We start from the raw sequence: 21,837 nt of genomic DNA, 5'->3' as shown, positions 1-21,837 counted from the left end.
TCAGCCGGCCCGTCCCGGCATCCTGCCGGAAGGGGCGTCGAGCCGCCAGCGCACCCAGTGGGTGCTGTGCGCGACCGCCGCCGCCAGGCGTACCAGGGACCACCCCGCGGCATACCGATCCCGTAGCCAGCCGTGCAGGTCATCGGTGCCGACCCGCTCGGCGGCGACACGTTCCGCGGCGACGGCCCGGGAACGCCGTCCCGCCGGGGTGTTGACCCCGGAGGGGCGCAGGACGACACCGGCTTGATCGAGGGCGGCGCGGAGCCGGGCCCGGCCCAGGCCGGTCGACGCGGCCAGGGCGTCCAGGGAGGCCCCGCCGGCATACGCCGTCCGCAGGTAACCGCCGAGACTGCCATGGCCGAGCCGGGCCAGCCGGCCGGCGAGATCACGGTCGCGGCGAACGGCGACGGTGTCCCGGCCGGCCTGTAGCGCGGCGCGGCGCCGGGCGACACGCTGCGGCGGTTCGGCCTCAGCCCGGGGGCGTACCGGCCCGGCCCGGCGCAGCCGATCGGCGCCGGCTACGAACGCCGCCCGCAGCGCTTCGTCACGGTCGAAGCGGCGGGCCTGCCGGACCCGGATCGCGGTGGACAGGGCAGCGGCCACGAGCGGCTCCCGCCGGCACAATCCCATGGCGGCGCGGTAGCTGCCGGCGGTGTGACCGTGGGCGCGGACATGGGAGCCGAGCGAGGTGTACCAGCGGCCGCAGAGATGGCAACAGAGCCGGCCGGTGGACTCCTCGACCGCCAGTTCACCGGGAGGGGCGTGCAGGCCGGTGCCGTCGGGCAGCCGCCAGAGATGGCCGTGCGTCTCGTGCGTACGACCCATGACCGGAACCATAATGCGACAGCGCCGCTATTGCCAGATATTGGCAATAAGATCGCCCTCCCCGGACCAATGCCCCCTCCTTTGCCTCGAACTGGCTCTTGCCAACATCTTGCAACAAGCCGATAGGCTCTGCGAGGTACGGCTCACCTGTCTCGCACGACACCGGAGGATCCATGTCCGACCTGCTGCGCCGCTGGGACGCCCAGCAGAACGTCTACATCGAGCACCGCGAACCGGTGTTCGACGTGATGTTCGACGTCCTCGAGCAGGTGTGCCCCGGCCCCGAGCTGACCGTGCTCGACCTGGCCTGCGGACCCGGTGCCATCAGCCGGCGGTTCCTGCACCGATTCCCGGCCGGCCGCGTCGTGGCACTGGACGTCGACCCCGTCCTGCTGGCCATCGGGCAGGACGCGCTCGGCGACCGGGGCGGCCGGCTGCGCTGGGTCCGGGCCGACCTGCGTGACCCGTCGTGGCCCGGGCAGGTCGGCACCACCGTCGACGCCGTGCTGTCCAGCACCGCCCTGCACTGGCTCTCCCCGCCCGACCTGTCCGCCGCGTACAAAGCCGCCGCGGATCTCCTCCGGCCCGGTGGCGTGCTCATCAACGCCGATCATCTGCCGCTGCCGGCCGGAAGCCGCCTGCGTACGGCCTGCGAAGCCATCGACGCGGGACGTCAGCAGGCCGCGGTCGCGGCCGGCGCCGAACCGTGGGACGCCTGGTGGGCCGCCGTCGAGGCGCAACCGGAGCTGGCCGGCGCGGTCGCCGAGCGCCGGACGCTGTGGCCGGCGGGTTCCCGCGACTGGAACGGCGCCGGCCTCGACTTCCACCGCGCGGCACTCACCGCGGCCGGCTTCACCGAGGTCGATGTCGTCTGGCAGGACCTCGAGGAACGGGTGCTGGCCGCTGTCAGGTGAGTTCCGCCGGTCCGCGGTGGCCTTTCACCAGGTACTGCAGCTGGACGTCGTGGTTGTCCGCCACCCCGTACTCCCGGTCGAGGTCGAGGATCGTGGTCAGCGGGGTGAGCGTGACCTCGGTGAGGCCGGCTTGCTCCAGCACGGTGACGGTCTGCTGGATCGACGTGGCGGCGGCCAGCGGCAGGGCCGCGCGGACCGCGTCGTCGTAGATGTCGACGCCCCGCGGGAACCAGGTGCTGTCGACGACGGCGATCGTGCCGCCGGGCCGGAGCAGGCGGATCCAGTTCTCCAGGGCGACCCGTGGTTCCCGGAGGGTCCACATCAGGTACCGGCTGACCACCGCGTCGAAGCCGGCGGGCGGGAAGTCCGGGTGCACCGCGTCACCGCGCCGGATGTCCGGCGGGTTGTCCACGGTCGCGGCGTGGGCGCGGGCCCGGTCGAGCATGCCGTCGGCGAGGTCGATGCCGGTGACCCGGTGACCGAGGCCGGCGAGCACCATCGCCACCTGACCGCTGCCGGTGCCGACGTCGAGCACGTCCGCCGGGGCCACGGGCAGAGCCTGCGACCAGACCCGCGACCACGCCGCGGTGTCGGCCGCGACGCGTTCCGGGCGTTGCTGGTAGTCGTCGTACGCGGGGGCACGGCCGGTCCAGTAGCCGTTGATGCGGTCCTGCACGCTCATGATTCTCCCGGGTGGAACAGCAGGTGGATGGATCCGCCGAGTTCGAGGCGCTGGATCCCGATGCCGTAGACCGGTTCGAGGATCGCCGGGTCGAGGACCTCGTCGACGGTGCCCGCGGCTTTGACGCCGCCGGCGCCGAGCAGCACCAGGTCGTCGCAGTAGCGGGCGGCCAGGTTCAGGTCGTGCAGCACCACGATCGAGCAGGTGCCCAGATCGCGGACCAGGCCGAGCACCTCGTGCTGGTAACGGATGTCAAGGTGGTTGGTGGGCTCGTCGAGCAGCAGGTGGGTGGCCTGCTGCGCCAGCGCCCGGGCGATCAGGACCCGTTGGCGTTCGCCGCCGGACAGTCCCGCGAACGAGCGGGCCCCGAGGTGCGCGGCGCCGACCCGGGCCAGGCAGCGGGCGGCGATCGCGTGGTCCTGCGGCCCGGTGCGCTGGAAGGTGGACAGGTGCGGGCCGCGCCCGAGCAGCACCATCTCCCCCACCGTCAGGGCGGTCTCGCCGCCGGTCTCCTGCACCACCACGGCGAGGCGGCGCGCCATCTCCCGCGACGACGCCAGCGGAAGACCGTCGACGGTGATCCGGCCGGTGCGGCTGCGCAACGCGCCGTACAGCAGGCGCAGCAGGGTGGTCTTGCCGCTGCCGTTCGGCCCGATCAGCCCGAGCACCCGTCCCGGGCGGGCCTCGACGCTGACCCCGCCGATGACCGGGTTCGCGCCGTAACTCCAGGAGACGTCCTCGGCCGCGATCATGATCCGAAGCGCTGGACGATCTTCTCCAGTCCGTCGATGGACAGCGGGCTCGGCGGCTCGGTGAAATTGAACAGCTGCGGCATGAGGTCGCCGTTCTTCACCGCGGTCAGGTTCGCCGCGCCGGGCAGCGCGGTCACCGCCTGCTCAACGGCCTTCGGGTCGCCGTCGCTGTACAGCAGGATCAGCACGTCGGGGTTGCGCCCGAGCAACTCCTCCATCGTGACCTCGAAGACCCGCTCGTCGGTGTCACCGAACACGTCCTTGAGACCCGCCGCCTCCAGCTGCGGGTGGGCCATGCTCTTCTTCCCGTACGCGTACGTCACCCCACCGCCCACGGTCGGGTACAGCACCGCGGCCGTCCGCCCGGACGCGGCCGCCGTGGTGATGCCGGCCATCCGTTCCTTGAGCTTCGCCACGGCGGCCGTGGCCTCGGCGGGACGGTCGAACACTTTGCCGTACGTCTGCATCTGCTCGTAGATGTCGTCGAACGACGGGTCCGGGACGCCCTGCTCGCACAGCGCGGGCTCCTCCATCAGCGGGATGTCCACCGCGGAGAGCGTGTCGCGCGACAGGTTGTCGACCTCGCCGAGTACCAGGTCGGGTTGCTGGCTGATCACGACCTCCTTGGAGATCTGCAGGTGCCCGCTGGTGTCGGTCTTGTCGGTGAGCAGCGGGATCGCCGTGAGCTCGGCGATCGTCGCGGCGTCGTAGTACGCGTCCGGGTACTGCCCCGCCCGGGCGGTGACCCGGTCCAGCACGCCGAGGTCGTGCAGGAACGGCACGGCCGCGCTCTTGAGCAGGACCACCCGCTCCGGTTCGGCGTCGAACGTGACGTCCACACCGCAGTTGGCGACGGTGACGGGGTAGTCCCCCGTCGACGCGGCCGCATCCCCGGTGGCGCCGGTGCCGCACGCGGCGGTCAGCAGCACCAGGGCGGACGCGGCCGCGAAACGATATGGCTTCATGATTCTCCCTGGTGGAGGCGGCGGATCAGGACGATGAGGAACGGGGCGCCGAGCAGCGACGTGATGATGCCGATCGGGATCTCCTGCGGGGCCAGCAGCACGCGGGCGATGACGTCGGCCCAGACCAGCAGGATCGCGCCGAGCAGCGCGGCGACCGGCACGACGCGGACGTGGGTGGCACCGACGATGCGCCGGGCCAGGTGCGGGACGACGAGCCCGACGAAGCCGATGCTGCCCGACGCGGAGACCAGCACACCGACGCAGAGCGCGACGACGACCAGCATCCCGGTCCGGAACCGCTCCGGTGAGACGCCGAGGGTGTGGGCGGTCTCGTCGCCGATGGCCAGCGCGTCGAGGCGCCGGCCCTGCACGGTGAGCAGCACGATCGTGAGCACGACGACCACGGCCGCGACGGCGAGCGGGCCGTCCCAGCGGGCCAGGCCCAGCGAGCCGAGCAGCCAGAACATCACCGACCGGGCGCCCTCGGCCGATCCGGAGGCGAAGATCAGGAAGCTGGTCGTCGCGTACAGGGCGTAGCCGACGGCGACACCGGAGAGCAGCAGCCGGATCGAGGTGACCCGGCCGCCGGTGCGGGCGATCACGAACACCAGCAGCGATGCGGCGAGCGCGCCGAGGAAGGCACTGAACGGCAACGCGTACTGACCGAACCCGGCGCCGACTCCGAACAGGATCGCCGCCGCCGCGCCGCTGGAGGCCCCGGAGTTCACCCCGAGCAGGTACGGGTCGGCCAGCACGTTGCGGACCATGGCCTGCAGCGCCACACCGGACGCCGCGAGGCCGGCGCCGACGAGCATGCCGAGCAGCACCCGGGGCAGGCGGACCTGCCAGACGATCGCGTCCTGCGGCAGGCTCCACGAGACGTCGCCCGGCCAGCCGGTCAGATGATGGGTGATGATCCGCGCCACGGTCAGCGGGGCGATACCGACCGCACCGGAGCCCACCGCCACGATGCCGGTCAGGACGAGCCCGGCCACCAGAGCGAGGAGCCACGCGGCTGTCCTGCGGCGGCGTGCGCGCACGCCGAGAAGGTCGGTCACGACGGCCTCTCACCACTAGATGCCACACCAAGGCTGTTGCCATTGATGTGCAGAAGCTATCAGCTCGCGACAGAGCCCCGGCAGGGCCATGATCCGTCGGCCCGTTTCGCGCCACAGGCGAAAAAGGTCCGGTTCGGCGTTCACCCACCGGACCTGGCCAGGACCGCCCCATGGGAGGACACCGCGCCGGGAGCTACTCGGCGCGAGGCTCGGGTGACGCTGTGCGGCGACACGCCGGGGCACACCATCTGGTGTTGCCTTCCGAGGGTCGCACCCATATATGGTGGTGCTCGCAGCTGGTTCGGCCGTCCCTGGTGGGTGGTCGAGGCAACAGGGAACCCGGTGCAAAACCGGGACTGCCCCGCAGCGGTGAGTGGGAACGAAAGTCGTCATCAGCACTGGGCCGTGACCGGCCTGGGAAGCGACGGCCGGTAGGCAGCGAGCAGCACGCCCACGAGTCCGAAGACCTGCCAGCGCGCCGCACACCACCGTGTGCGGCGGTCGAAGGCCGCGTGGGACGGCCGACGCCATCAGCCGGTGCACCGTCCTCACCCGAGGGTGGCCGGCGGCGTCCTCCTGCGCGTCCGGAGACCTACGGGCTCGCGAGGAGAGAGTTTTCGTGTCAATCACGCAGGCGGAGCAGCGCCGCATTCCCATGCAGGTCCGCAAACGCAACGGTGAAACCGAGCCGGTCGACGTCAACAAGATCGTCAAGGCCGTGGAGCTGTGGGTCGCCGACCTGGACGAGGTCGATCCGTTGCGGGTGGCGACCAAGACCATCAGCGGGCTGTACGACGGCGCGACCACCGCGGAGCTGGACAAGCTGTCGATCCAGACCTCGGCCGAGCTGATCAGCGAGGAGCCGCAGTATTCGCGGCTCGCGGCCCGGCTGCTGGCCGCGTTCGTCGACAAGGAGGTCCGCAACCAGGGCGTGGCGAGCTTCAGCCAGTCCATCCGGTACGCGCACCAGCAGGGCCTGATCGGTGACGAGACCGCCGCGTTCGTGGCCGCCAACGCCCGCAAGCTCGACGTCGCCGTCGACCTCACCGGTGACCTGCGGTTCGAGTATTTCGGGCTGCGCACGGTCGCCGACCGTTACCTGCTGCGTCACCCGCAGTCGCGCGAGGTCGTGGAGACACCGCAGTACTGGCTGCTGCGCGTCGCGTGCGGCCTGTCGCAGACCGCGAACGAGGCGATCGGCTTCTACAAGCTGATGTCGTCGCTGGCCTACCTGCCCAGCTCCCCCACGCTGTTCAACTCCGGCACCCGGCACACCCAGATGTCCTCGTGCTTCCTGGTCGACTCGCCCAAGGACGAGCTCGACTCGATCTACGAGCGCTACCACCAGGTCGCGAAGCTGTCGAAGTTCTCCGGTGGCATCGGCATCGCCTGGTCGCGGGTCCGCGGCCGGGGCGCGCTGATCCGGGGCACGAACGGGCAGTCCAACGGCATCGTGCCGTTCCTCAAGACGCTCGACGCCGGCGTGGCCGCGGTCAACCAGGGCGGCCGGCGCAAGGGTGCGGCCTGCGTGTACCTCGAGCCGTGGCACCCGGACATCGAGGAGTTCCTCGATCTGCGGGACAACACAGGCGAGGACTCCCGGCGTACCCACAATCTGAATCTGGCCAACTGGATCCCGGACGAGTTCATGCGCCGGGTGGAGGCCGACGGCGACTGGTCCTTGATCGACCCGTCCGACGCCCCCGAGCTGCCGGATCTGTTCGGTGCCGAGTTCGACGAGGCCTACCGGGCGGCGGAGAAGAAGGCGATCAAGACCGTCAAGGCCCGCGATCTGTACGGGCGGATGATGCGCACGCTCGCGCAGACCGGCAACGGCTGGATGACGTTCAAGGACCCGTCGAACCGGATGTCCAACCAGACCGGCAAGCCCGGCAACACCATCCACCTGTCGAACCTGTGCACCGAGATCCTCGAGGTCAACAACAACGACGAGACCGCGGTCTGCAACCTGGGCTCGATCAACCTCGGCGCACACCTGCGCGACGGTGCGGTGGACTGGGACAAGCTGCGCGCGACCGTGCGTACCGCGGTGGTCTTCCTGGACCGGGTCATCGACATCAACTACTACCCGGCGGAGCAGGCGGCGGCGTCGAACCCGCGCTGGCGACCGGTCGGGCTGGGCCTGATGGGCCTGCAGGACGCGTTCTTCACCCTCGGTCTGCCGTTCGACTCGGCGCAGGCCAAGGAGCTGTCCACCCGCGTGCAGGAGGACATCTACCTGACCGCGCTGGAGGCCTCGGCCGGGCTCGCCGAGCAGTTCGGGCCGCACCCGGCGTACCAGCAGACCCGCGCCGCCGGCGGTGACCTGCACCCCGATCTGTGGGGCGCGACCGTCACCCAGACCGAGCGCTGGGCGGCTCTCAAGGAGCGCGTCGCGGCGACCGGCCTGCGCAACTCGCTGCTGATCGCGATCGCGCCGACGGCGACCATCGCGTCGATCGCGGGCTGCTACGAGTGCATCGAGCCGCAGGTCTCCAACCTGTTCAAGCGCGAGACCATGTCGGGCGAGTTCCTGCAGATCAACACCTATCTGGTACGCGAACTCAAGTCGCGGAACCTGTGGACGGCCCCGATCCGCGAGCAGATCAAGCGCGCCGAGGGTTCCGTGCAGGGCATCGCCGAGCTGCCCGCCGAGGTGCGCGAGCTGTTCCGTACCGCGTGGGAACTGCCGCAGAAGGCGCTCATCGACCTGGCCGCCGCGCGGGCCGCGTACATCGATCAGTCGCAGTCGTTGAACCTGTTCATGAGCGCGCCGACCATCGGCAAGGTCTCCTCGATGTACCTCTACGCCTGGAAAGCCGGGCTGAAGACGACCTATTACCTGCGTTCGCGCCCCGCGACACGCATTCAGCAGGCGACGGTCGCCGTCACGCCGGTGGTGTCCGCCGAGGACGCCGTCGCCTGTTCCCTGGAGAACCCCGAATCATGTGAGGCCTGCCAGTAATGCTGCTCGAACCCGGTATGGATCTGACCCTGCGCCCGATGAAGTACCCGCACTTCTTCGACCGGTTCAAGGACGCCATCAAGAACACCTGGACCGTCGAGGAGGTCGACCTGCACGGCGACCTCGCCGACCTGGCCCGGCTCTCCCCGTCCGAGCAGCACCTGGTGTCCCGGCTGGTCGCGTTCTTCGCCACCGGCGACACGATCGTGGCCAACAACCTGGTGCTCAACCTGTACCAGCACGTGAATTCGCCCGAGGGCCGGCTCTATCTGTCGCGGCAGCTGTTCGAGGAGGCCGTGCACGTCCAGTTCTATCTGAACCTGCTCGACACCTATGTGCCCGACGAGAAGGAACGGTTCGAGGCGTTCGACGCGATCGAGAACATCCCCTCGATCGCCCGTAAGGCCGAGTTCTGTTTCAAATGGATCGACTCGGTCTACGAACTCCGGGAACTCAAGACCAAGGAGGACCGGCGGGCGTTCCTGCTCAACGTCATCTGCTTCGCCGCGTGCATCGAGGGGCTGTTCTTCTACGGCGCTTTCGCGTACGTGTATTTCCTGCGCTCCCGCGGTGTCCTGCAGGGCCTCGCCTCGGGCACCAACTGGGTGTTCCGCGACGAGTCGATGCACATGGCGTTCGCGTTCGACGTGGTCGACGCCGTCCGCGCCGAGGAGCCGGACCTGTTCGACGCCGACATGGAGCAGCAGGTCCGCGACATGCTGGCCGAGGCCGTCGAGTGCGAGGTGCAGTTCGCCGCCGACCTGCTGGAGCAGGGTGTCTCCGGCATGTCGCTGACCGACATGCGGGAATACCTGCAGCACGTCGCCGACCGCCGGCTCGCGGTGCTGGGCATCGATCCCATGTACGGCAGCAAGAACCCGTTCGCGTTCATGGAACTGCAGGACGTGCAGGAGTTGTCGAACTTCTTCGAGCGCCGCGTGTCGGCGTACCAGGTCGGTGTGACCGGAAGCGTGAGTTTCGACGACGATTTCTAGGCTCTAAGATGGTCGGTGGTGCTGGTTCGCCCCGGTCGTGAGATCGGGGCGTCGTAAGAGGGAACCCGGTGTGATTCCGGGACTGCCCCGCAGCGGTGAGCAGGAACGAAAGCCGTCATCAAGCACTGGGCCGCGAGGCCTGGGAAGCGACGGCCGGTAGGAGACCGGGAGACCGGTCGTGCCCGCGAGTCCGAAGACCTGCCCACACCGCGCGCACAGTCCTGTGCGCGCCGCCGACGGCCTCTCGGGAGGGTCAGGGCGGAAGCGCGGAGCTGTGTCCGCGCCTTCCCTCCTGCCCTCGCGGGTGCCGCCGGGCACTTCGAGGGAAGGGCACCGCGCGGTCCCGGACCGGTTCACCCGGCTCGGGCTGTCCGAGCTGGACACATATTTCGCCATGGCCCGCGGGGTGGACGCCGAACCGGCCCTGGAACTGACGAAGTGGTTCGGCACCAACTACCACTACCTGGTGCCGGAGATCGGCCCGGACACCGTGTTCGCGGCCCTGCCGGCCAAGGCCCGGGCCGAGTATCACCAGGCCCGTGAGCTCGGTATCACCACCCGTCCGGTGCTCGTCGGCCCGGCCACGTTCCTGCTGCTGGCCAAGGCCACCGCGGACGCCCCGGCCGGGTTCCGGCCGTTCGACCGGCTCGACGACCTGGTCACGGTCTACGCCGACATCCTCACCGCGCTCGGCAAGGCCGGCGTGCCGTGGGTGCAGTTCGACGAACCCGCGTACGTCGCCGACCGGTCGGCCGAGGAGATCGAGGCGCTGCGGGCCGCGTACACCCGGCTGGGAGGTCTCCCGCGACGGCCGGGACTGTTCGTCGCGACCTACTTCGGTGAGCTCGGCGACGCGCTGCCCGCCCTGCTGGACACGCCGGTCGAGGCGCTCGGCCTCGACCTGGTGGCCGGTCCGGGCAACCTGCACCGGCTCGCCGCGGCCGGCCCGCTGCGGGGCCGGACGATCGTGGCCGGGCTCGTCGACGGTCACAACATCTGGCGCACCGACCTGCACGCCGCCGTCACCACCGGCGCCACGCTCACCGGCCTCGCCGACAACGTCGCGGTGTCCTCCTCGTGCTCGCTGCTGCACGTCCCGGTCGACCTCGACGCCGAGACGGCCCTGGACCCGGCGCTGCGGGAACGCCTGGCGTTCGCCCGGCAGAAGGTCGACGAGGTCGTCCTGCTCGGCCTGGCGCTGCGCAACGGTGTGGCCAGCCTGCCCGGCCCGCTGCCCGCCGTGCCCGCCGCCTGGCACCACGACGAGGTCCGGACCCGGCTCGCCGCGGCCACTCCCGCGGACCGCCGGCGCGGGCCGTACCCGACCCGGGCCGCCGCCCAGCAGGAACGGCTGCACCTGCCGGAACTCCCGACGACGACGATCGGTTCGTTCCCGCAGACCGCCGAACTGCGCAGGGCCCGCGCCGCTTTCCGCAGCGGCGCCCTCGACGAGGCCGGCTACGAGCAGCTGATGCGCGACGAGGTCGCCCGGGTGATCCGGCTGCAGGAGGAGCTGGGTCTGGACGTGCTCGTGCACGGCGAACCCGAGCGCAACGACATGGTCCAGTACTTCGGCGAACAACTCGACGGCTTCGCCGCCACCGGCAACGGATGGGTGCAGTCGTACGGCTCCCGCTGCGTACGCCCGCCGATCATCCACGGTGACGTGGCCCGCAGGGCGCCGATGACGGTGGCCTGGTCGACGTACGCGCAGTCGCTCACGGACAAGCCGGTCAAGGGCATGCTCACCGGCCCGGTCACGATCCTGGCCTGGTCGTTCGTACGCACCGACCAGCCGCTCGCCGACACCGCCGACCAGGTCGCGCCGGCCCTGCGCGACGAGTGCCACGACCTCGAGGCGGCCGGCGTCACGGTGATCCAGGTCGACGAGCCCGCCCTGCGCGAGACGCTGCCGCTGCGCCGGGCGGAGCAGAAGGCGTACCTGGACTGGGCGGTCGGTGCGTTCCGGCTCGCCACCAGCGGCGTCGCGGACAGCACGCAGATCCACACGCACCTGTGCTATTCCGAGTTCGGTGCGGTCATCACCGCGATCGACGCCCTCGACGCGGACGTGACCAGCATCGAGGCGTCCCGTTCGCGGATGGAGGTCCTCGACGACCTCGCCGCGATCGGTTACCGCCGCGGCGTCGGCCCGGGCGTGTGGGACATCCACTCCCCCCGCGTACCGTCGCACGACGAGATCGTGTCGGCGCTGCGGCGTGCGGTCACCGCCGTCCCGGCCCAGCGGCTCTGGGTCAACCCGGACTGCGGCCTCAAGACCCGGGGCTACGCCGAGGTCGAGGCGTCCCTGAAGCGGCTGGTCGCGGCCGCCGCCGAGGTCCGCGGCACCTGATCGCACCGCCCCGCCGGGTGGCCGTCACCCGGCGGGGCCCTCAGGCCGTACGTGTGAACTCGGCCGGACCGAAGATCACGAGCAGGGCCAGGTCCTCGGTGATCCGGGTGAACCGGTGTTCCTCCCCCGCCGGCACGAAGATCACCGAGCCGGCCGTCACCTCGGCCCGCGCGCCGCCGGCCTCGAGCACCGCCCGCCCGGCCGTGACCACGTAGATCTCGTCCTCGGTGTGCGGGGTCTGGTCGTCGGCACCACCGGCGGCGACACAGTAGGTGCCGACGCTCAGGTCCGCCGTGCGCAGATGCTCGACCCAGTGGGTCGCGCCGTCGGTGGGCGAGGTGAAACGGGTGGCGTCCGCGAGGATCCGCATGGGTGGATTACCGCCTCATCGGTATGCAGGGACTTCCGGTTCGGCGTCGGCATCGGACGGGAAGACGAAGATCGATGCGACGATGAGGCCGGCGCCGGCCACCTGGGCGATGCCCGGCCGCTCACCGAGGACGACGATCGCGGAGACCAGCCCGAAAACCGGCAACAGGTTGAGCACGATACCGGCGCGGGCGGCCCGGACGTGAGCCAGCGCGTAGTTGTAGAGCAGGAAGCTGCCGGCGAAACCGACCACCCCGATCGCGAGCGCGACCAGCCAGTCGCCGGCGGAGTGACCGGTGTACACCCCGGCGCCCCGCACGGCCGCCTCGCCGATGCCGAACGGCAGGATCACCGCCATCCCGAACCCGAACTGGTGGGCGGTCATGGTGAGCGGGTCGACGCTGTCGGCGATGCCCCGGGCGATGAGCACATAGACCGCGGCCGCCAGGATGCCGCCGAAGGTCAGGATGTCGCCGATGTTGAGCGACGAGTCCGGTGCGGCGCCGCCCAGCACCAGCACGCCGACGACGGCCAGCAGCAGACCCAGCACCCCGCGGGCGGCCAGCCGCTCGCGGAGGAAGATCGCCGCGAGCACGACGACCAGACAGGACTCCAGACCGGAGATCACCGCGGCGTTCGCGGCGGTGGTGTGCTGCAGCCCGATGGTGATCAGGGCGTAGCACACCCCGGGTTCGAGCACGCCGATCAGGGCCAGCCGGCCGAGCTGCCGCGGGCGGTGGTAGCCCCGGATCAGCAGCAACGGCCACAGCACCAGGTTGGCCCCGAGCAGCTGGACGGTCAGCAGGGTCATCGGCTGCCAGCTGTCGAGGGCGAACTTGATGAACGTTCCCGCGCTGCCCCAGAACAGCGCGGCGGTCACCAGGGCGGCCAGCGGCCGGACGGCGCGTGGGCTCACGGGGTGTCCGTCCGGCCCGGTGCACCCCGGCGCCACAGGTCGGCATCCCCCCACGCGCCGGTGATCACCAGGTCGGGGTCGCGGACGCGCTGGGCGGCGAAGCGGGCGGCGAGCCGCTGCAGCCGTACGGTCATGGGGATCTGATCCAGCAGCGCCGAGCCGGTGCCGCCGGGGCTGGTCAGCGTGGCCACCTGGAGTCCCTCCCGGCCCGCCGCGCCGGCCAGGGCGGCGGTGAGGCCGTCCGGATCGTCCCCGGGTTGCAGGACCAGCAGTGTGTCCGCCGAGCCGTACGGCACCGCGGCGCCGTGCAGCAGCCGGTCCGGGTCGAAACCCTCGCAGAGCACCCGGGCGCCTTCGCGGATCTTCAGCGCCCCCTCGCGGGCGGTCACCGACCAGGCACCGGGACCGACGACGGCCATGGCCCGGCCGGGGATCGGGACGCCGTCGATGCCGGGATCGGCGAGCACCGCCCGCACCTGCGCGGCGGCGGCCCGGACGGACTCCGGGCCGGTGTCCCGGCCGCCCAGGTGGGAGGCGATCTGGCTGAGCACGGTCAGGGCGGTGGTGTAGCTGACGGTGTAGGTCTCCGAGGTCTCGGTGACCGGCGTGCGCACGGCCTCCGGCCAGGCGCAGTCCGGGCCGGTGATCGACACCAGCGGCAGGCCGGCCTCGAGGATCAGCTGCCGGCTGCGCTGGGCGTACGAGGTGCTCGCGGTGTGCGTGATGACAACGGCCCCGTCCCCGGGCCGCACCGGGCGGTGGGCGTGCGTGAACGCGTACGCGGAGATCCAGCGCGCGTCCACGCCCAGGGTGAGCAGGTCGGCGGCGGCGAGTTCGGCGGCGTGCTGGCTGGTGCCGGTGCCGATCAGCCAGAGCCGGCGGACCCCGTCGAGCCGGCTCGCCGCCGCGGCGGCCGGTGCGGGGTCGGCGAGGGCCTCGATGGCGGCGGGCTGCGCCGCGATCATCGTGTCGAGTGCGGTCGTCATCGGAGAGCTCCTGGTACGGGTGCGGGCGAGCAGGTACGGGTGCGGGCGAGCAGGTACGGGTGCGGGCGAGCAGGTACGGGTGCGGGCGAGTAGGTACGGGTGCGGGCGAGCAGGTACGGGTGCGGGCGATCAGGTACGGGTGCGGGCGATCAGGTACGGGTGCGGGCGATCAGGTACGGGTGCGGGCGATCAGGGACGGCGGACGGCGACCGGCAGGCCGGTGCCCTGGCCCACGAGCCACGGCCGGCCGGGGTCGAAACGCGCGGCGGCCACCCGGCCGCCGGCGTGGGTGAACTCGACGTACTCGAGACAACCGGCGGCCGGGATGGCGAACCGTCCGAACCGGCCGGTCGCGGAGAACGTCGCGGTGCCCCGCTCCGTCGTGGTGAGCGCGACGCCGTGCAGCGTGCCGTCCTGCGGGTCGAGCCCGGCCCGCTCCGCGGTGTCGCGCCGCCAGAGGGTGTAGCGGACCGGTCCGGTGGGCGCCTCGACCGCCAGCCAGCGTTCCTCGCCGTCGTGCTCGAGCAGGCATTCCAGCCAGGTCTCGACGTGGTCGGTGGCGACGATGCGGCCGAGGACCCGGCTGACCCGGCCGTCGACGATCACGGTGGTGCCGGGAGCGAAGTCGCCGGCGTGCTCGGCGAGCCCGTGCGGGCCGGAAACGTGCGCCGGTGCGGTCATGCTGGTCCTTTCGGCGAGGGGCGGTCGACGGCGAGCCGGCGCGGCGGGGCGCGGCGTCCGTCGAGGGCGTCGGCGAGGATTCCCGCCCAGGCCGGCGCGTGTTTGAAGGCGATGCCGCCGTCCCCGCCGATGAGCCAGTGCGTGCCGGTGCCGGGCAGCCGGCCGAGCACCGGGACGTCGTCGTCGGTCGCCGCGTACGTGCAGCGCTCCTGGTCCCGGACGGTGTGATCCAGGTCCGGGAAGCGCCGGTGCAGGTATTCGTCCAGCCGCGAGGGCAGCAGGCCCGGGGCGGGTGCCGTCGTGGCCTCGACGTCGAGCACAACCTTGGTGGTGCGGCCGGGGGCGCCGGGGATGCCGTACAGCTCGGCGCCGACGTCCAGCCAGGCCGGCCGGGTGTCCGCCGCCGGGTCGCCGGCCAGCCGGTAACTGTCCTGGTGGGCGGCCCGGATCCGGACCCGCCCGGGGAACAGCTGCCCGGCCTGCGCGCCGACCGCCCAGATCACCGCGTCGGCGCCGAGCGGTGTCCCGTCCACCAGGACAGTGTCGTCCGGGCCGGGGCGGCACCCGGCGCGGTGCACCTTGCCGCCGTGGCCGGCCAGCAGTTCGTGCAACGCGCGCAGCGCTTCCCCGGCGCGGATCACCCCGGCGGTCGGCTCCCAGACGGCGAAGGCAAGCCCGCGGGGATCGAGGTACGGGAACCGGCGCGCGGTGGCCGCCGGGTCCAGTTCCCGCACGGGTACGCCGCATCGCCGCACCTGCGCGACGCTGTCCCGTTCCCAATCGCCGGGAGCGCGGTCGCCGGCCAGCACCAGGACCCCGCGCGTCTCGATGAAGCCGGCTCCGGAGCGCCGTTCCAGGTCGTGCCAGCCCCGGATGCCGGCGACGGCGGAGCGGGTCAGCCACTCGTCGGCCCCGTGGGAGAAGCGCAGGATCCGGGTGTCCGCTCGCGACGGCGTACCCGGATCCCCGCGGTCGACGACGTCGACGGACCAGCCCCGGTCGAGCAGTTCGAGCGCCGTGCAGGCGCCCAGGACCCCGGCGCCGACGACCACCGCCCGCCGGGTCATCGGGTGTCGCGTCCCAACCGGCTCGCCAGGTCCGGCGGCAGCGGCAGGAAGAACTGCCGGTCCGTCCCGTACGGGGTGCCGGCGCGCAGCGGCGCCAGGTCGTCCCACACCGGGGCGCCGGTGCAACCGAGCGCCGTCCACAGCCGTTGCGCGAAGCCGGGCATGATCGGGGCGGCGAGCTGGGCGAGCAGCTTCGCCGCCTGCGCCTCGGCGGCCAGCCCGGCGAGCGCCGCCGGCGAGCCCGGGGCGCGGCGCCGCAGCCGGCTCTGCCCGTCGGCGAAGTCCGTGGCGCGTTCCACCAGCTCCCGCAGGGTCCGCGCGGCCCGGCGGGGCGAGAACTGCTCGACGGTGTACGCCGCCAGGCCGTCCGCGGCGATCGTGCCGAGCCCGGCGACGAACAACCGCTGGGCGGTGGTGGGCGCCGCGCCGGGGATCCGGCCGCCGGCCTGCTCCTCGAGCGCGGTGAACAGCCCCGCCAGCCACCCCTGCCACCGGCCGGCCAGCACGCCGTCGACCAGGTCGTGGAAGCGGCGCAGCGTGAAGTTGGTGCGGCGGAACTGCGGCCGGTCGTGGGCCAGCGCGAAGCGCACCACGTCGGCCGGCACCAGCTCGAGCAGCTCGCTGCCCCAGATCGCGTGCTCCCGGCTGGTGGAGAACTTCTCGTCGTCCAGCAGGAAGAACTCGTTGGCGCACCACGCCGCCGGCAGGCGCAGCCCCGGGTCGTAGGCCATCATCAGCGCCGGGAACAGCAGCGTGTGGAAGTAGCCGTTGTCCCAGCCGAAGAACTGCACCACGCGGGCCTCGTCCCAGACCCGGCGCCAGTCGCCCGGGTCCCGGCCGGCGGCCCGCAGCGCCTCGGCGAGTTCGGCGAAGTAGCCGGGCACCATCTCCGCCCACACATAGACGCACTGGCCGGGGAACCCGTCGACCGGGACCGGGACACCCCAGTCGGTGACATGACTGACCGCGATGTCCGGCAGCCCGTGCTCGAGCAGCTCACCGGCGAGGCTCTCGAGTTGCGGGCTCATGACCACGGTGCGGTGATACCCCCGCAACCGGTCGGCGTACCGGGACAGCGGAAAGATCAGCCGGGTGAACGGCCGCAGGACCGGCGGCGTGCCGCAGTGGTTGCACCGCGGCTCCAGCAGGTCCGTCCCGACGTTCGGCCACGCACACTTCTCACACAGGTTGGCGTCGCAGTCGTCGTCCCCGCAGAACGGGCAGGTGCCGGTGACGTGCGCCTCGAACAGATACCGGTCGCACGGCGCGCAGTACAGGCAGTCCTCGGTGCGCTCCTCCAGTTTCCCCGAGGCGTGCAGCACCCCGATGAAGTCGGCGACCGCCGCGGCGTGCAGGTCCGACTCGCGGGGCCGTACGTAGCCGGCGTTGCTGAACCCCATGGTGGTGAAGAGGCGGCTGATCTCGTCGTCGAAGGACGTGGCCAGCGCCATGGCGTCGACCCGGCGCTCGCGGGCCTTCTCCGGCACGTAGCTCTGGTGGATGTCCGACCCGACGAGGTAGATCGACTCCTCACCGGTCAGGCGGCGGGCCCGGGCCAGGATGTCGGCCCCGGAATAGGGGCCGGACAGGTGGCCCAGGTGCAGGTCGCCGTTGGGGGTGGGCGGGGACCCGGAGACGATTGTGGTCACAGGTCGATCGGGCCGAACGGCGCCGGCCAGTAGACGTTGAGGAACTCCAGCCGGCCGGCACCGGCGTTGGTGATCTGGTGGTGCGACCCGATCGGCACGAGGACCGCCTGTCCGGCGCGTACCTCCCGGGTCTCGCCGTCCACCAGCACCCGCGCGGTGCCCGACGTGAAGATGAAGATCTCGTGTTCCTCGTGGGCGTGCGCCTCGGTGCTGCCGCCGGCCTCGATCACCGACCGGCCGATGCCCCAGTCCGCGGCGTCCTCCCCGCCGTGCGGGTAGAGCTGCTGGAAGAGGATTCCGTACGCCGGGGCGAGCTGACTCTCGCCGAGGTCGCGGACGAGCATGGCGAACTCCTTCGGGCCGTCGTGATCAGTAGTTGAAGTCGGGTGAGTTCTCGGCACGGCGCGGGGTCCACGGGTTGTGGTATTTCGCGGCGTCGTCCACCGGCAGGCCGTTGTACCAGCCGAGATCGGGATCACCGGCCGGCGTGGCCCGGTCGCTGATGTACTCCAGGTGCAGGTCGGGCCAGACGTCCTTGTCCTCGTGCGCGTCCAGGCGCGGCCGGCCGTCGGTGACGACATCGCTCTGCACCAGCACGTCCACCTGATAGGTCGCGGAGAACCGGCCCAGGTCGGCGCCGGGGTCCGGGCGCCCGTCATGGTGGTGCCAGCTGCTGCCCAGCCGGTGCGGATGCCCGATCCCGCCGTTGCCCACCGACCGGTAGGCGGTCTCCCGCGTGAACCGCAGCGCGCCCGGCTCGTCCTGCAGCTCGCGGCGCACCAGCGACCGGGCGAAGTGCCCCGGGCCGTTCGTGACGACGGCGATCCCGCCCGGGAACCGCCGGTCGTGGTTACGCATCAGGTGGGCGCCGGTGTAGAAGAGCTGCGTGCTGGCCTTGTAGAGGGCGAGCCGGCCCGCGGCGTCGCGCAGCGGCACCGACTCGGTGTAGACGACGTCGGCCTCGATGCCACCGAACTCGACCAGGTACAGCCCGGCCAGTCCACGGCAGATGTCCAGCAGGTCCGGCCCGGGTTTCGCGGCGGCCAGCCGGGGGCCGTGGAACACCACCAGGAACGCGCTGACCTCGCCGTACTCGGCCTGGTCCTTCCACTGCCGCCGGGCCTGCCGGATCCGGGTGGCCACGGTGCCCGGGTCCGCGACCACCTCGTCCTCGTGCACCCAGACGATGCGGTATCCCAGTCCCTTGGCCGCGCCGACGCCCAGGTGCTGCCGGGCGGCGAGCCGGCCGAACAGGCACGGCTGCGACCGGGCGAGCCACCGGTTCAGCGCGGTCGTACGCGACTCCGGGTCGGCGCCGGGATCCAGCAGGACGCGGTGGGTCTCGTCGATGTCGGCACCGAAGGTCGCCCCGTCCGGCAGCGGTCGCAGACCGGCGATCAGGCCGGGCAAGCTCACCGCGGCACGTCCGCCGGGTCCGGATCGCGCCGGGGCCGCCCGGACGCGGTCACCGGGCCCCGGGAGTCGAACGCGTGACGCAGGTCGAAGGCGCGCGGCGTGGGGCCGAGGTCGGCCAGCAGGTCGAGCCGGTCGGCGGCGTCCTGCCAGGTGGGCAGCTCGTCGCCGATCCACCACACCACATAGGTCGGCCAGCTCACCGGCTGGAACCACTCGTCGCGCCGCTTGAGGGTGCTCAGGTGCAGACCGGAGTAGACGAAGTCACGGACCCCCTGGAGGTCCGTCCACACCGACAGCGTCTGCGCGGCACGGTACGGCCCGTCGCCGAACTCGGTGCGATAGCGGGACGGCAGGGCCAGCGGCCCCCAGGAGCCCCAGTCCCGTTCGGACTCCTCGAGGTCGTCGCGGTCATCGGCGTAGTCGGCCCGGCACACGAACGCCGGATGCCGCTCCGCCGTGGCGTAGACCTGCGGGGTCAGCTCGTCGAACGGTGCGGTGGCCGGATGGTCGTACGGCTCTTTCAGAACGGCGCAGGTCGAGAACGCGAGACGTCGCACGGGTCCCTCTCAGCGGGCCGGCCATCCAGACGCGGGTTTCCGTGTCCCCGACCGGGGAAATCACCGGAAACACGTGCGAAGGGGCCGATGGACAAGGATTCCGTCGTGATTGGACTGCGCGTCACTTTACAACGATCGATGGCCGGAAGCCTAGGGTCACGCACGGGGAACGGGGCCGGGCGGCACCGTTCGTACGCAATAACACTTTTGGTGAAGCATTTCGCGAATTTTCGTTCACACCATCAAAATTGACGGCCGTGAGCGCGGCAAAAGGGGCAAGATCTCGCTCACCCGCCCATCCTTTGTTGCCAGGACATTGACGTGCAGCAACAGCGAAGTAACAATCCCAGAGAGCGCTCTCCGCTCGTGCCGCACGGTCACCCCCGCCCGCCACGCGTCTGTCCCCACAGACCCGGCAACCAGTTGACAGGCAGGAACATGACACCTCCGACACTGACCTCCCCACCCCCGCAGAAACGCCGGCGCCGCCGGGGCGTGCTGGGCGCCGTCCTCGCCGCGGCCCTCGGCCTCACCGTCGTCTCCGTGACCACCGCCGCCAGCGCCGCGGACACCCCGGTGTCGCAGGGTAAGACGGCCACCGCCTCGTCGGTCGAGAACGGCTTCACCGCGGCCGCCGCGGTCGACGGCGACGCCGGCACCCGCTGGTCCAGCGCGTTCGCCGACCCGCAGTGGCTGCAGGTCGACCTGGGCAGCACCCAGTCGATCAGCAAGGTCGTGCTGAACTGGGAGGCGGCGTACGCCTCGGCCTTCACCATCCAGACCTCGCCGAACGGCACCACCTGGACGGCCATCACCCCGGTCACCACCGGCCAGGCCGGCGTCCAGACCCTGAACGTCACCGGCAGCGGCCGGTACGTGCGGATGAACGGCACCACCCGGGCCACCCCGTACGGCTACTCGCTCTGGGAATTCCAGGTCTTCGCCGGCGGCGGCACCAACCCGACGACGCCCACCCCCACCGGACCGGCGCTGCCGACCTCGGACACCCCGGACCTGGGCGCGAACGTCAAGATTTACGACCCGTCCACGCCCGCGGCGACCATCCAGGCCGCGGTCGACCAGGCGTTCAACGCGCAGCTGCGCAGCCCGACCGCGCAGTTCGGCACCCAGCGCAACGTGTTTCTCTTCAAGCCCGGCACGTACGGGCGGATCTGGGCCAACGTCGGTTTCTACACCTCGCTGGCCGGCCTGGGCCTCAACCCCGACGACGTGACGATCAACGGCGCGGTCAACGTCGACTCCGGCTGGAACTACGGCGACGAGTCCAACGCGACCCAGAACTTCTGGCGCAGCATGGAGAACCTGTCCATCGTGCCCGAGGGCGGCACCAACCGCTGGGCCGTCTCCCAGGCCGCCCCGATGCGCCGGGTGCACATCAAGGGCAACCTGACGCTGGCGCCCTCCAACCAGGACAACGGGCAGGGTTACTCCAGCGGTGGCTACCTGGCCGACTCCGTGGTCGACGGCACCGTGTCCTCCGGCTCCCAGCAGCAGTGGTACACCCGCGACAGCCGGATCGGCCGTTGGGAGGGCGGCGTCTGGAACATGGTCTACTCCGGTGTCCAGGGCGCCCCGGCCAACGCGTTCCCGAACCCGCCGCACACCACGCTGGCGACCACCCCGGTCACCCGGGAGAAGCCCTACCTGTACGTCGACAGCGCCGGCCTCTACCGGGTCTTCGTGCCCGCGGTGCGGCGCAACTCCACCGGCGCCAGCTGGCCGAACACCGCCGGCTCCTCGATCCCGATGCGGGAGTTCTACGTCGCCAAGCCCGGTGACAGCGCCGCCCGGATCAACTCCGCGCTCGCGCAGGGCCTGAACCTGTTCTTCACGCCCGGCACCTACTCGCTGGACCAGACGATCCGGGTCACCCGCCCCAACACGGTGGTGACCGGCATCGGCTTCCCGACCCTGATCCCGAACAACGGGGTCGAGGCCCTGAGCATCGCCGACGTCGACGGGGTCAAGGTCAGCGGTCTGACCTTCGACGCCGGCACGACCAACAGCCCGACGCTGCTGAGCGTCGGCCAGGCCGGGGTCCACACCGACCACGCCGCCAACCCGACCAGCCTGCAGGACGTCTTCTTCCGCATCGGCAGCAGCGTCCAGGGCAAGGCCACCACCACCCTCGCCGTGCACAGCGACGACACGCTCGTCGACCACATCTGGGCCTGGCGGGCCGACCACGGCGGCGCACCCACCGGCTGGGCGGTGAACACCGGCGACACCGGCGTGCTGGTCAACGGCGACGACGTGCTCGCCACCGGCCTGTTTGTCGAGCACTACCAGAAGTACGAAGTGATCTGGAACGGCAACCGCGGCAAGACGATCTTCTTCCAGAACGAGAAGCCGTACGACGTACCCAACCAGGCGGCCTGGATCGGGCCCCGCGGTAACGGTTACGCCGCCTACAAGGTCGCCGACACCGTCACCGACCACGAGCTCTGGGGCGGCGGCTCCTACGCCTTCTTCAACGCCAACCCCAGCGTCCGGGTGGACCGGGCGTTCGAGGTGCCCAACCGGAGCGGCGTCCGGCTGCACAGCGTGCTCACCGTCTCGCTCGGTGACGTCGGCACCATCGCCAACGTCGTCAACGACACCGGCGGCTCCGTGCCCAACCCGGCCGGCAACACCACCCCGCGCAACGTGGTGTCCTACCCCTGACG

At 71.5% G+C, this 21,837-nt stretch carries 19 protein-coding genes and 2 riboswitches; of the genes, 5 read left to right on the top strand and 14 right to left on the bottom strand.

Annotated elements, in window-relative coordinates:
* A complete protein-coding gene (locus ACIA6A_RS16730) occupies positions 1–825 on the bottom strand; it encodes a MucR family transcriptional regulator (protein ID WP_396098521.1) in 825 nt (274 codons plus the stop codon).
* Positions 826–998: 173 nt separating this feature from the next.
* Between ACIA6A_RS16730 and ACIA6A_RS16725 the strand changes: the two genes are divergently transcribed.
* Positions 999–1,739 (top strand): class I SAM-dependent methyltransferase, encoded by a 741-nt coding sequence (locus ACIA6A_RS16725; protein WP_396098520.1) that lies wholly within the window; start codon positions 999–1,001, stop codon positions 1,737–1,739.
* Here the strand turns inward: ACIA6A_RS16725 and ACIA6A_RS16720 are convergent.
* From ACIA6A_RS16720 to ACIA6A_RS16705, 4 genes are read right to left on the bottom strand one after another with little or no spacing between them, the layout of a single operon-like run.
* On the bottom strand, positions 1,732–2,421 hold the full coding sequence (locus ACIA6A_RS16720; protein ID WP_396098519.1) for a class I SAM-dependent methyltransferase: 690 nt from the start codon (positions 2,419–2,421) through the stop codon (positions 1,732–1,734). The two genes, ACIA6A_RS16725 and ACIA6A_RS16720, sit on opposite strands and share 8 nt — an antisense overlap.
* Complete coding sequence (locus ACIA6A_RS16715; protein WP_396098518.1) at positions 2,418–3,173, bottom strand: ABC transporter ATP-binding protein; 756 nt, start codon at positions 3,171–3,173, stop codon at positions 2,418–2,420. The genes ACIA6A_RS16720 and ACIA6A_RS16715 overlap by 4 nt, the downstream gene beginning before the upstream one ends.
* The gene (locus tag ACIA6A_RS16710; protein WP_396098517.1) at positions 3,170–4,138 is read right to left on the bottom strand and encodes an ABC transporter substrate-binding protein; all 969 of its coding nucleotides are present in this window, start codon (positions 4,136–4,138) and stop codon (positions 3,170–3,172) included. The genes ACIA6A_RS16715 and ACIA6A_RS16710 overlap by 4 nt, the downstream gene beginning before the upstream one ends.
* Complete coding sequence (locus tag ACIA6A_RS16705; protein ID WP_396098516.1) at positions 4,135–5,196, bottom strand: FecCD family ABC transporter permease; 1,062 nt, start codon at positions 5,194–5,196, stop codon at positions 4,135–4,137. The genes ACIA6A_RS16710 and ACIA6A_RS16705 overlap by 4 nt, the downstream gene beginning before the upstream one ends.
* 280 nt (positions 5,197–5,476) lie before the next feature.
* A riboswitch (cobalamin riboswitch) is annotated at positions 5,477–5,686 on the top strand.
* A gap of 165 nt (positions 5,687–5,851) precedes the next feature.
* Here ACIA6A_RS16705 and ACIA6A_RS16700 point away from each other — a divergent pair.
* The 3 genes from ACIA6A_RS16700 to metE all read left to right on the top strand — a co-directional run bounded on the left by ACIA6A_RS16700 (position 5,852) and on the right by metE (position 11,509).
* Entirely contained in the window at positions 5,852–8,161 is a 2,310-nt protein-coding gene (locus tag ACIA6A_RS16700; protein WP_396098559.1) for a ribonucleoside-diphosphate reductase subunit alpha, read from the top strand.
* The gene (locus tag ACIA6A_RS16695; protein ID WP_396098515.1) at positions 8,161–9,156 is read left to right on the top strand and encodes a ribonucleotide-diphosphate reductase subunit beta; all 996 of its coding nucleotides are present in this window, start codon (positions 8,161–8,163) and stop codon (positions 9,154–9,156) included. Before ACIA6A_RS16700 ends, ACIA6A_RS16695 begins: the two co-directional genes overlap by 1 nt.
* Positions 9,157–9,161: 5 nt before the next feature.
* Positions 9,162–9,377, top strand: a riboswitch (cobalamin riboswitch).
* A 53-nt stretch (positions 9,378–9,430) separates the two neighbouring features.
* Entirely contained in the window at positions 9,431–11,509 is a 2,079-nt protein-coding gene (gene metE, locus ACIA6A_RS16690) for a 5-methyltetrahydropteroyltriglutamate--homocysteine S-methyltransferase (RefSeq protein WP_396098514.1), read from the top strand.
* Between the two features lie 40 nt (positions 11,510–11,549).
* Here metE and ACIA6A_RS16685 read toward each other — a convergent pair whose 3' ends face one another.
* The 9 genes from ACIA6A_RS16685 to ACIA6A_RS16645 form a co-directional block, all read right to left on the bottom strand.
* The gene (locus tag ACIA6A_RS16685; RefSeq protein ID WP_396098513.1) at positions 11,550–11,879 is read right to left on the bottom strand and encodes a cupin domain-containing protein; all 330 of its coding nucleotides are present in this window, start codon (positions 11,877–11,879) and stop codon (positions 11,550–11,552) included.
* Positions 11,880–11,894: 15 nt separating this feature from the next.
* Positions 11,895–12,794, bottom strand: a complete 900-nt coding sequence (locus ACIA6A_RS16680; protein WP_396098512.1) for a DMT family transporter — start codon at positions 12,792–12,794, stop codon at positions 11,895–11,897.
* Positions 12,791–13,780, bottom strand: coding sequence for a hypothetical protein (locus tag ACIA6A_RS16675; RefSeq protein WP_396098511.1), 990 nt, complete (start codon positions 13,778–13,780; stop codon positions 12,791–12,793). Before ACIA6A_RS16675 ends, ACIA6A_RS16680 begins: the two co-directional genes overlap by 4 nt.
* Before the next feature lie 189 nt (positions 13,781–13,969).
* Entirely contained in the window at positions 13,970–14,461 is a 492-nt protein-coding gene (locus tag ACIA6A_RS16670) for a DUF4178 domain-containing protein (protein WP_396098510.1), read from the bottom strand.
* Entirely contained in the window at positions 14,458–15,528 is a 1,071-nt protein-coding gene (locus tag ACIA6A_RS16665) for an NAD(P)/FAD-dependent oxidoreductase (RefSeq protein ID WP_396098509.1), read from the bottom strand. The genes ACIA6A_RS16670 and ACIA6A_RS16665 overlap by 4 nt, the downstream gene beginning before the upstream one ends.
* On the bottom strand, positions 15,525–17,177 hold the full coding sequence (locus ACIA6A_RS16660) for a class I tRNA ligase family protein (RefSeq protein WP_396098508.1): 1,653 nt from the start codon (positions 17,175–17,177) through the stop codon (positions 15,525–15,527). Before ACIA6A_RS16660 ends, ACIA6A_RS16665 begins: the two co-directional genes overlap by 4 nt.
* Entirely contained in the window at positions 17,174–17,521 is a 348-nt protein-coding gene (locus ACIA6A_RS16655) for a cupin domain-containing protein (protein ID WP_396098507.1), read from the bottom strand. Before ACIA6A_RS16655 ends, ACIA6A_RS16660 begins: the two co-directional genes overlap by 4 nt.
* 25 nt (positions 17,522–17,546) lie before the next feature.
* Positions 17,547–18,593, bottom strand: coding sequence for a hypothetical protein (locus ACIA6A_RS16650; RefSeq protein ID WP_396098506.1), 1,047 nt, complete (start codon positions 18,591–18,593; stop codon positions 17,547–17,549).
* Entirely contained in the window at positions 18,590–19,150 is a 561-nt protein-coding gene (locus tag ACIA6A_RS16645; protein ID WP_396098505.1) for a DUF3291 domain-containing protein, read from the bottom strand. The genes ACIA6A_RS16650 and ACIA6A_RS16645 overlap by 4 nt, the downstream gene beginning before the upstream one ends.
* Before the next feature lie 438 nt (positions 19,151–19,588).
* Here ACIA6A_RS16645 and ACIA6A_RS16640 point away from each other — a divergent pair, with 438 nt between their 5' ends.
* The gene (locus ACIA6A_RS16640; RefSeq protein ID WP_396098504.1) at positions 19,589–21,835 is read left to right on the top strand and encodes a discoidin domain-containing protein; all 2,247 of its coding nucleotides are present in this window, start codon (positions 19,589–19,591) and stop codon (positions 21,833–21,835) included.
* Positions 21,836–21,837 lie beyond the last annotated feature (2 nt).

It is taken from the genome of Actinoplanes sp. NPDC051494, from assembly GCF_044454705.1.
Taxonomy (GTDB): domain Bacteria; phylum Actinomycetota; class Actinomycetes; order Mycobacteriales; family Micromonosporaceae; genus Actinoplanes.
The sequence above is the reverse complement of the archived record's forward strand: the minus strand, read 5'-3'. Positions and strand labels throughout refer to the sequence as shown.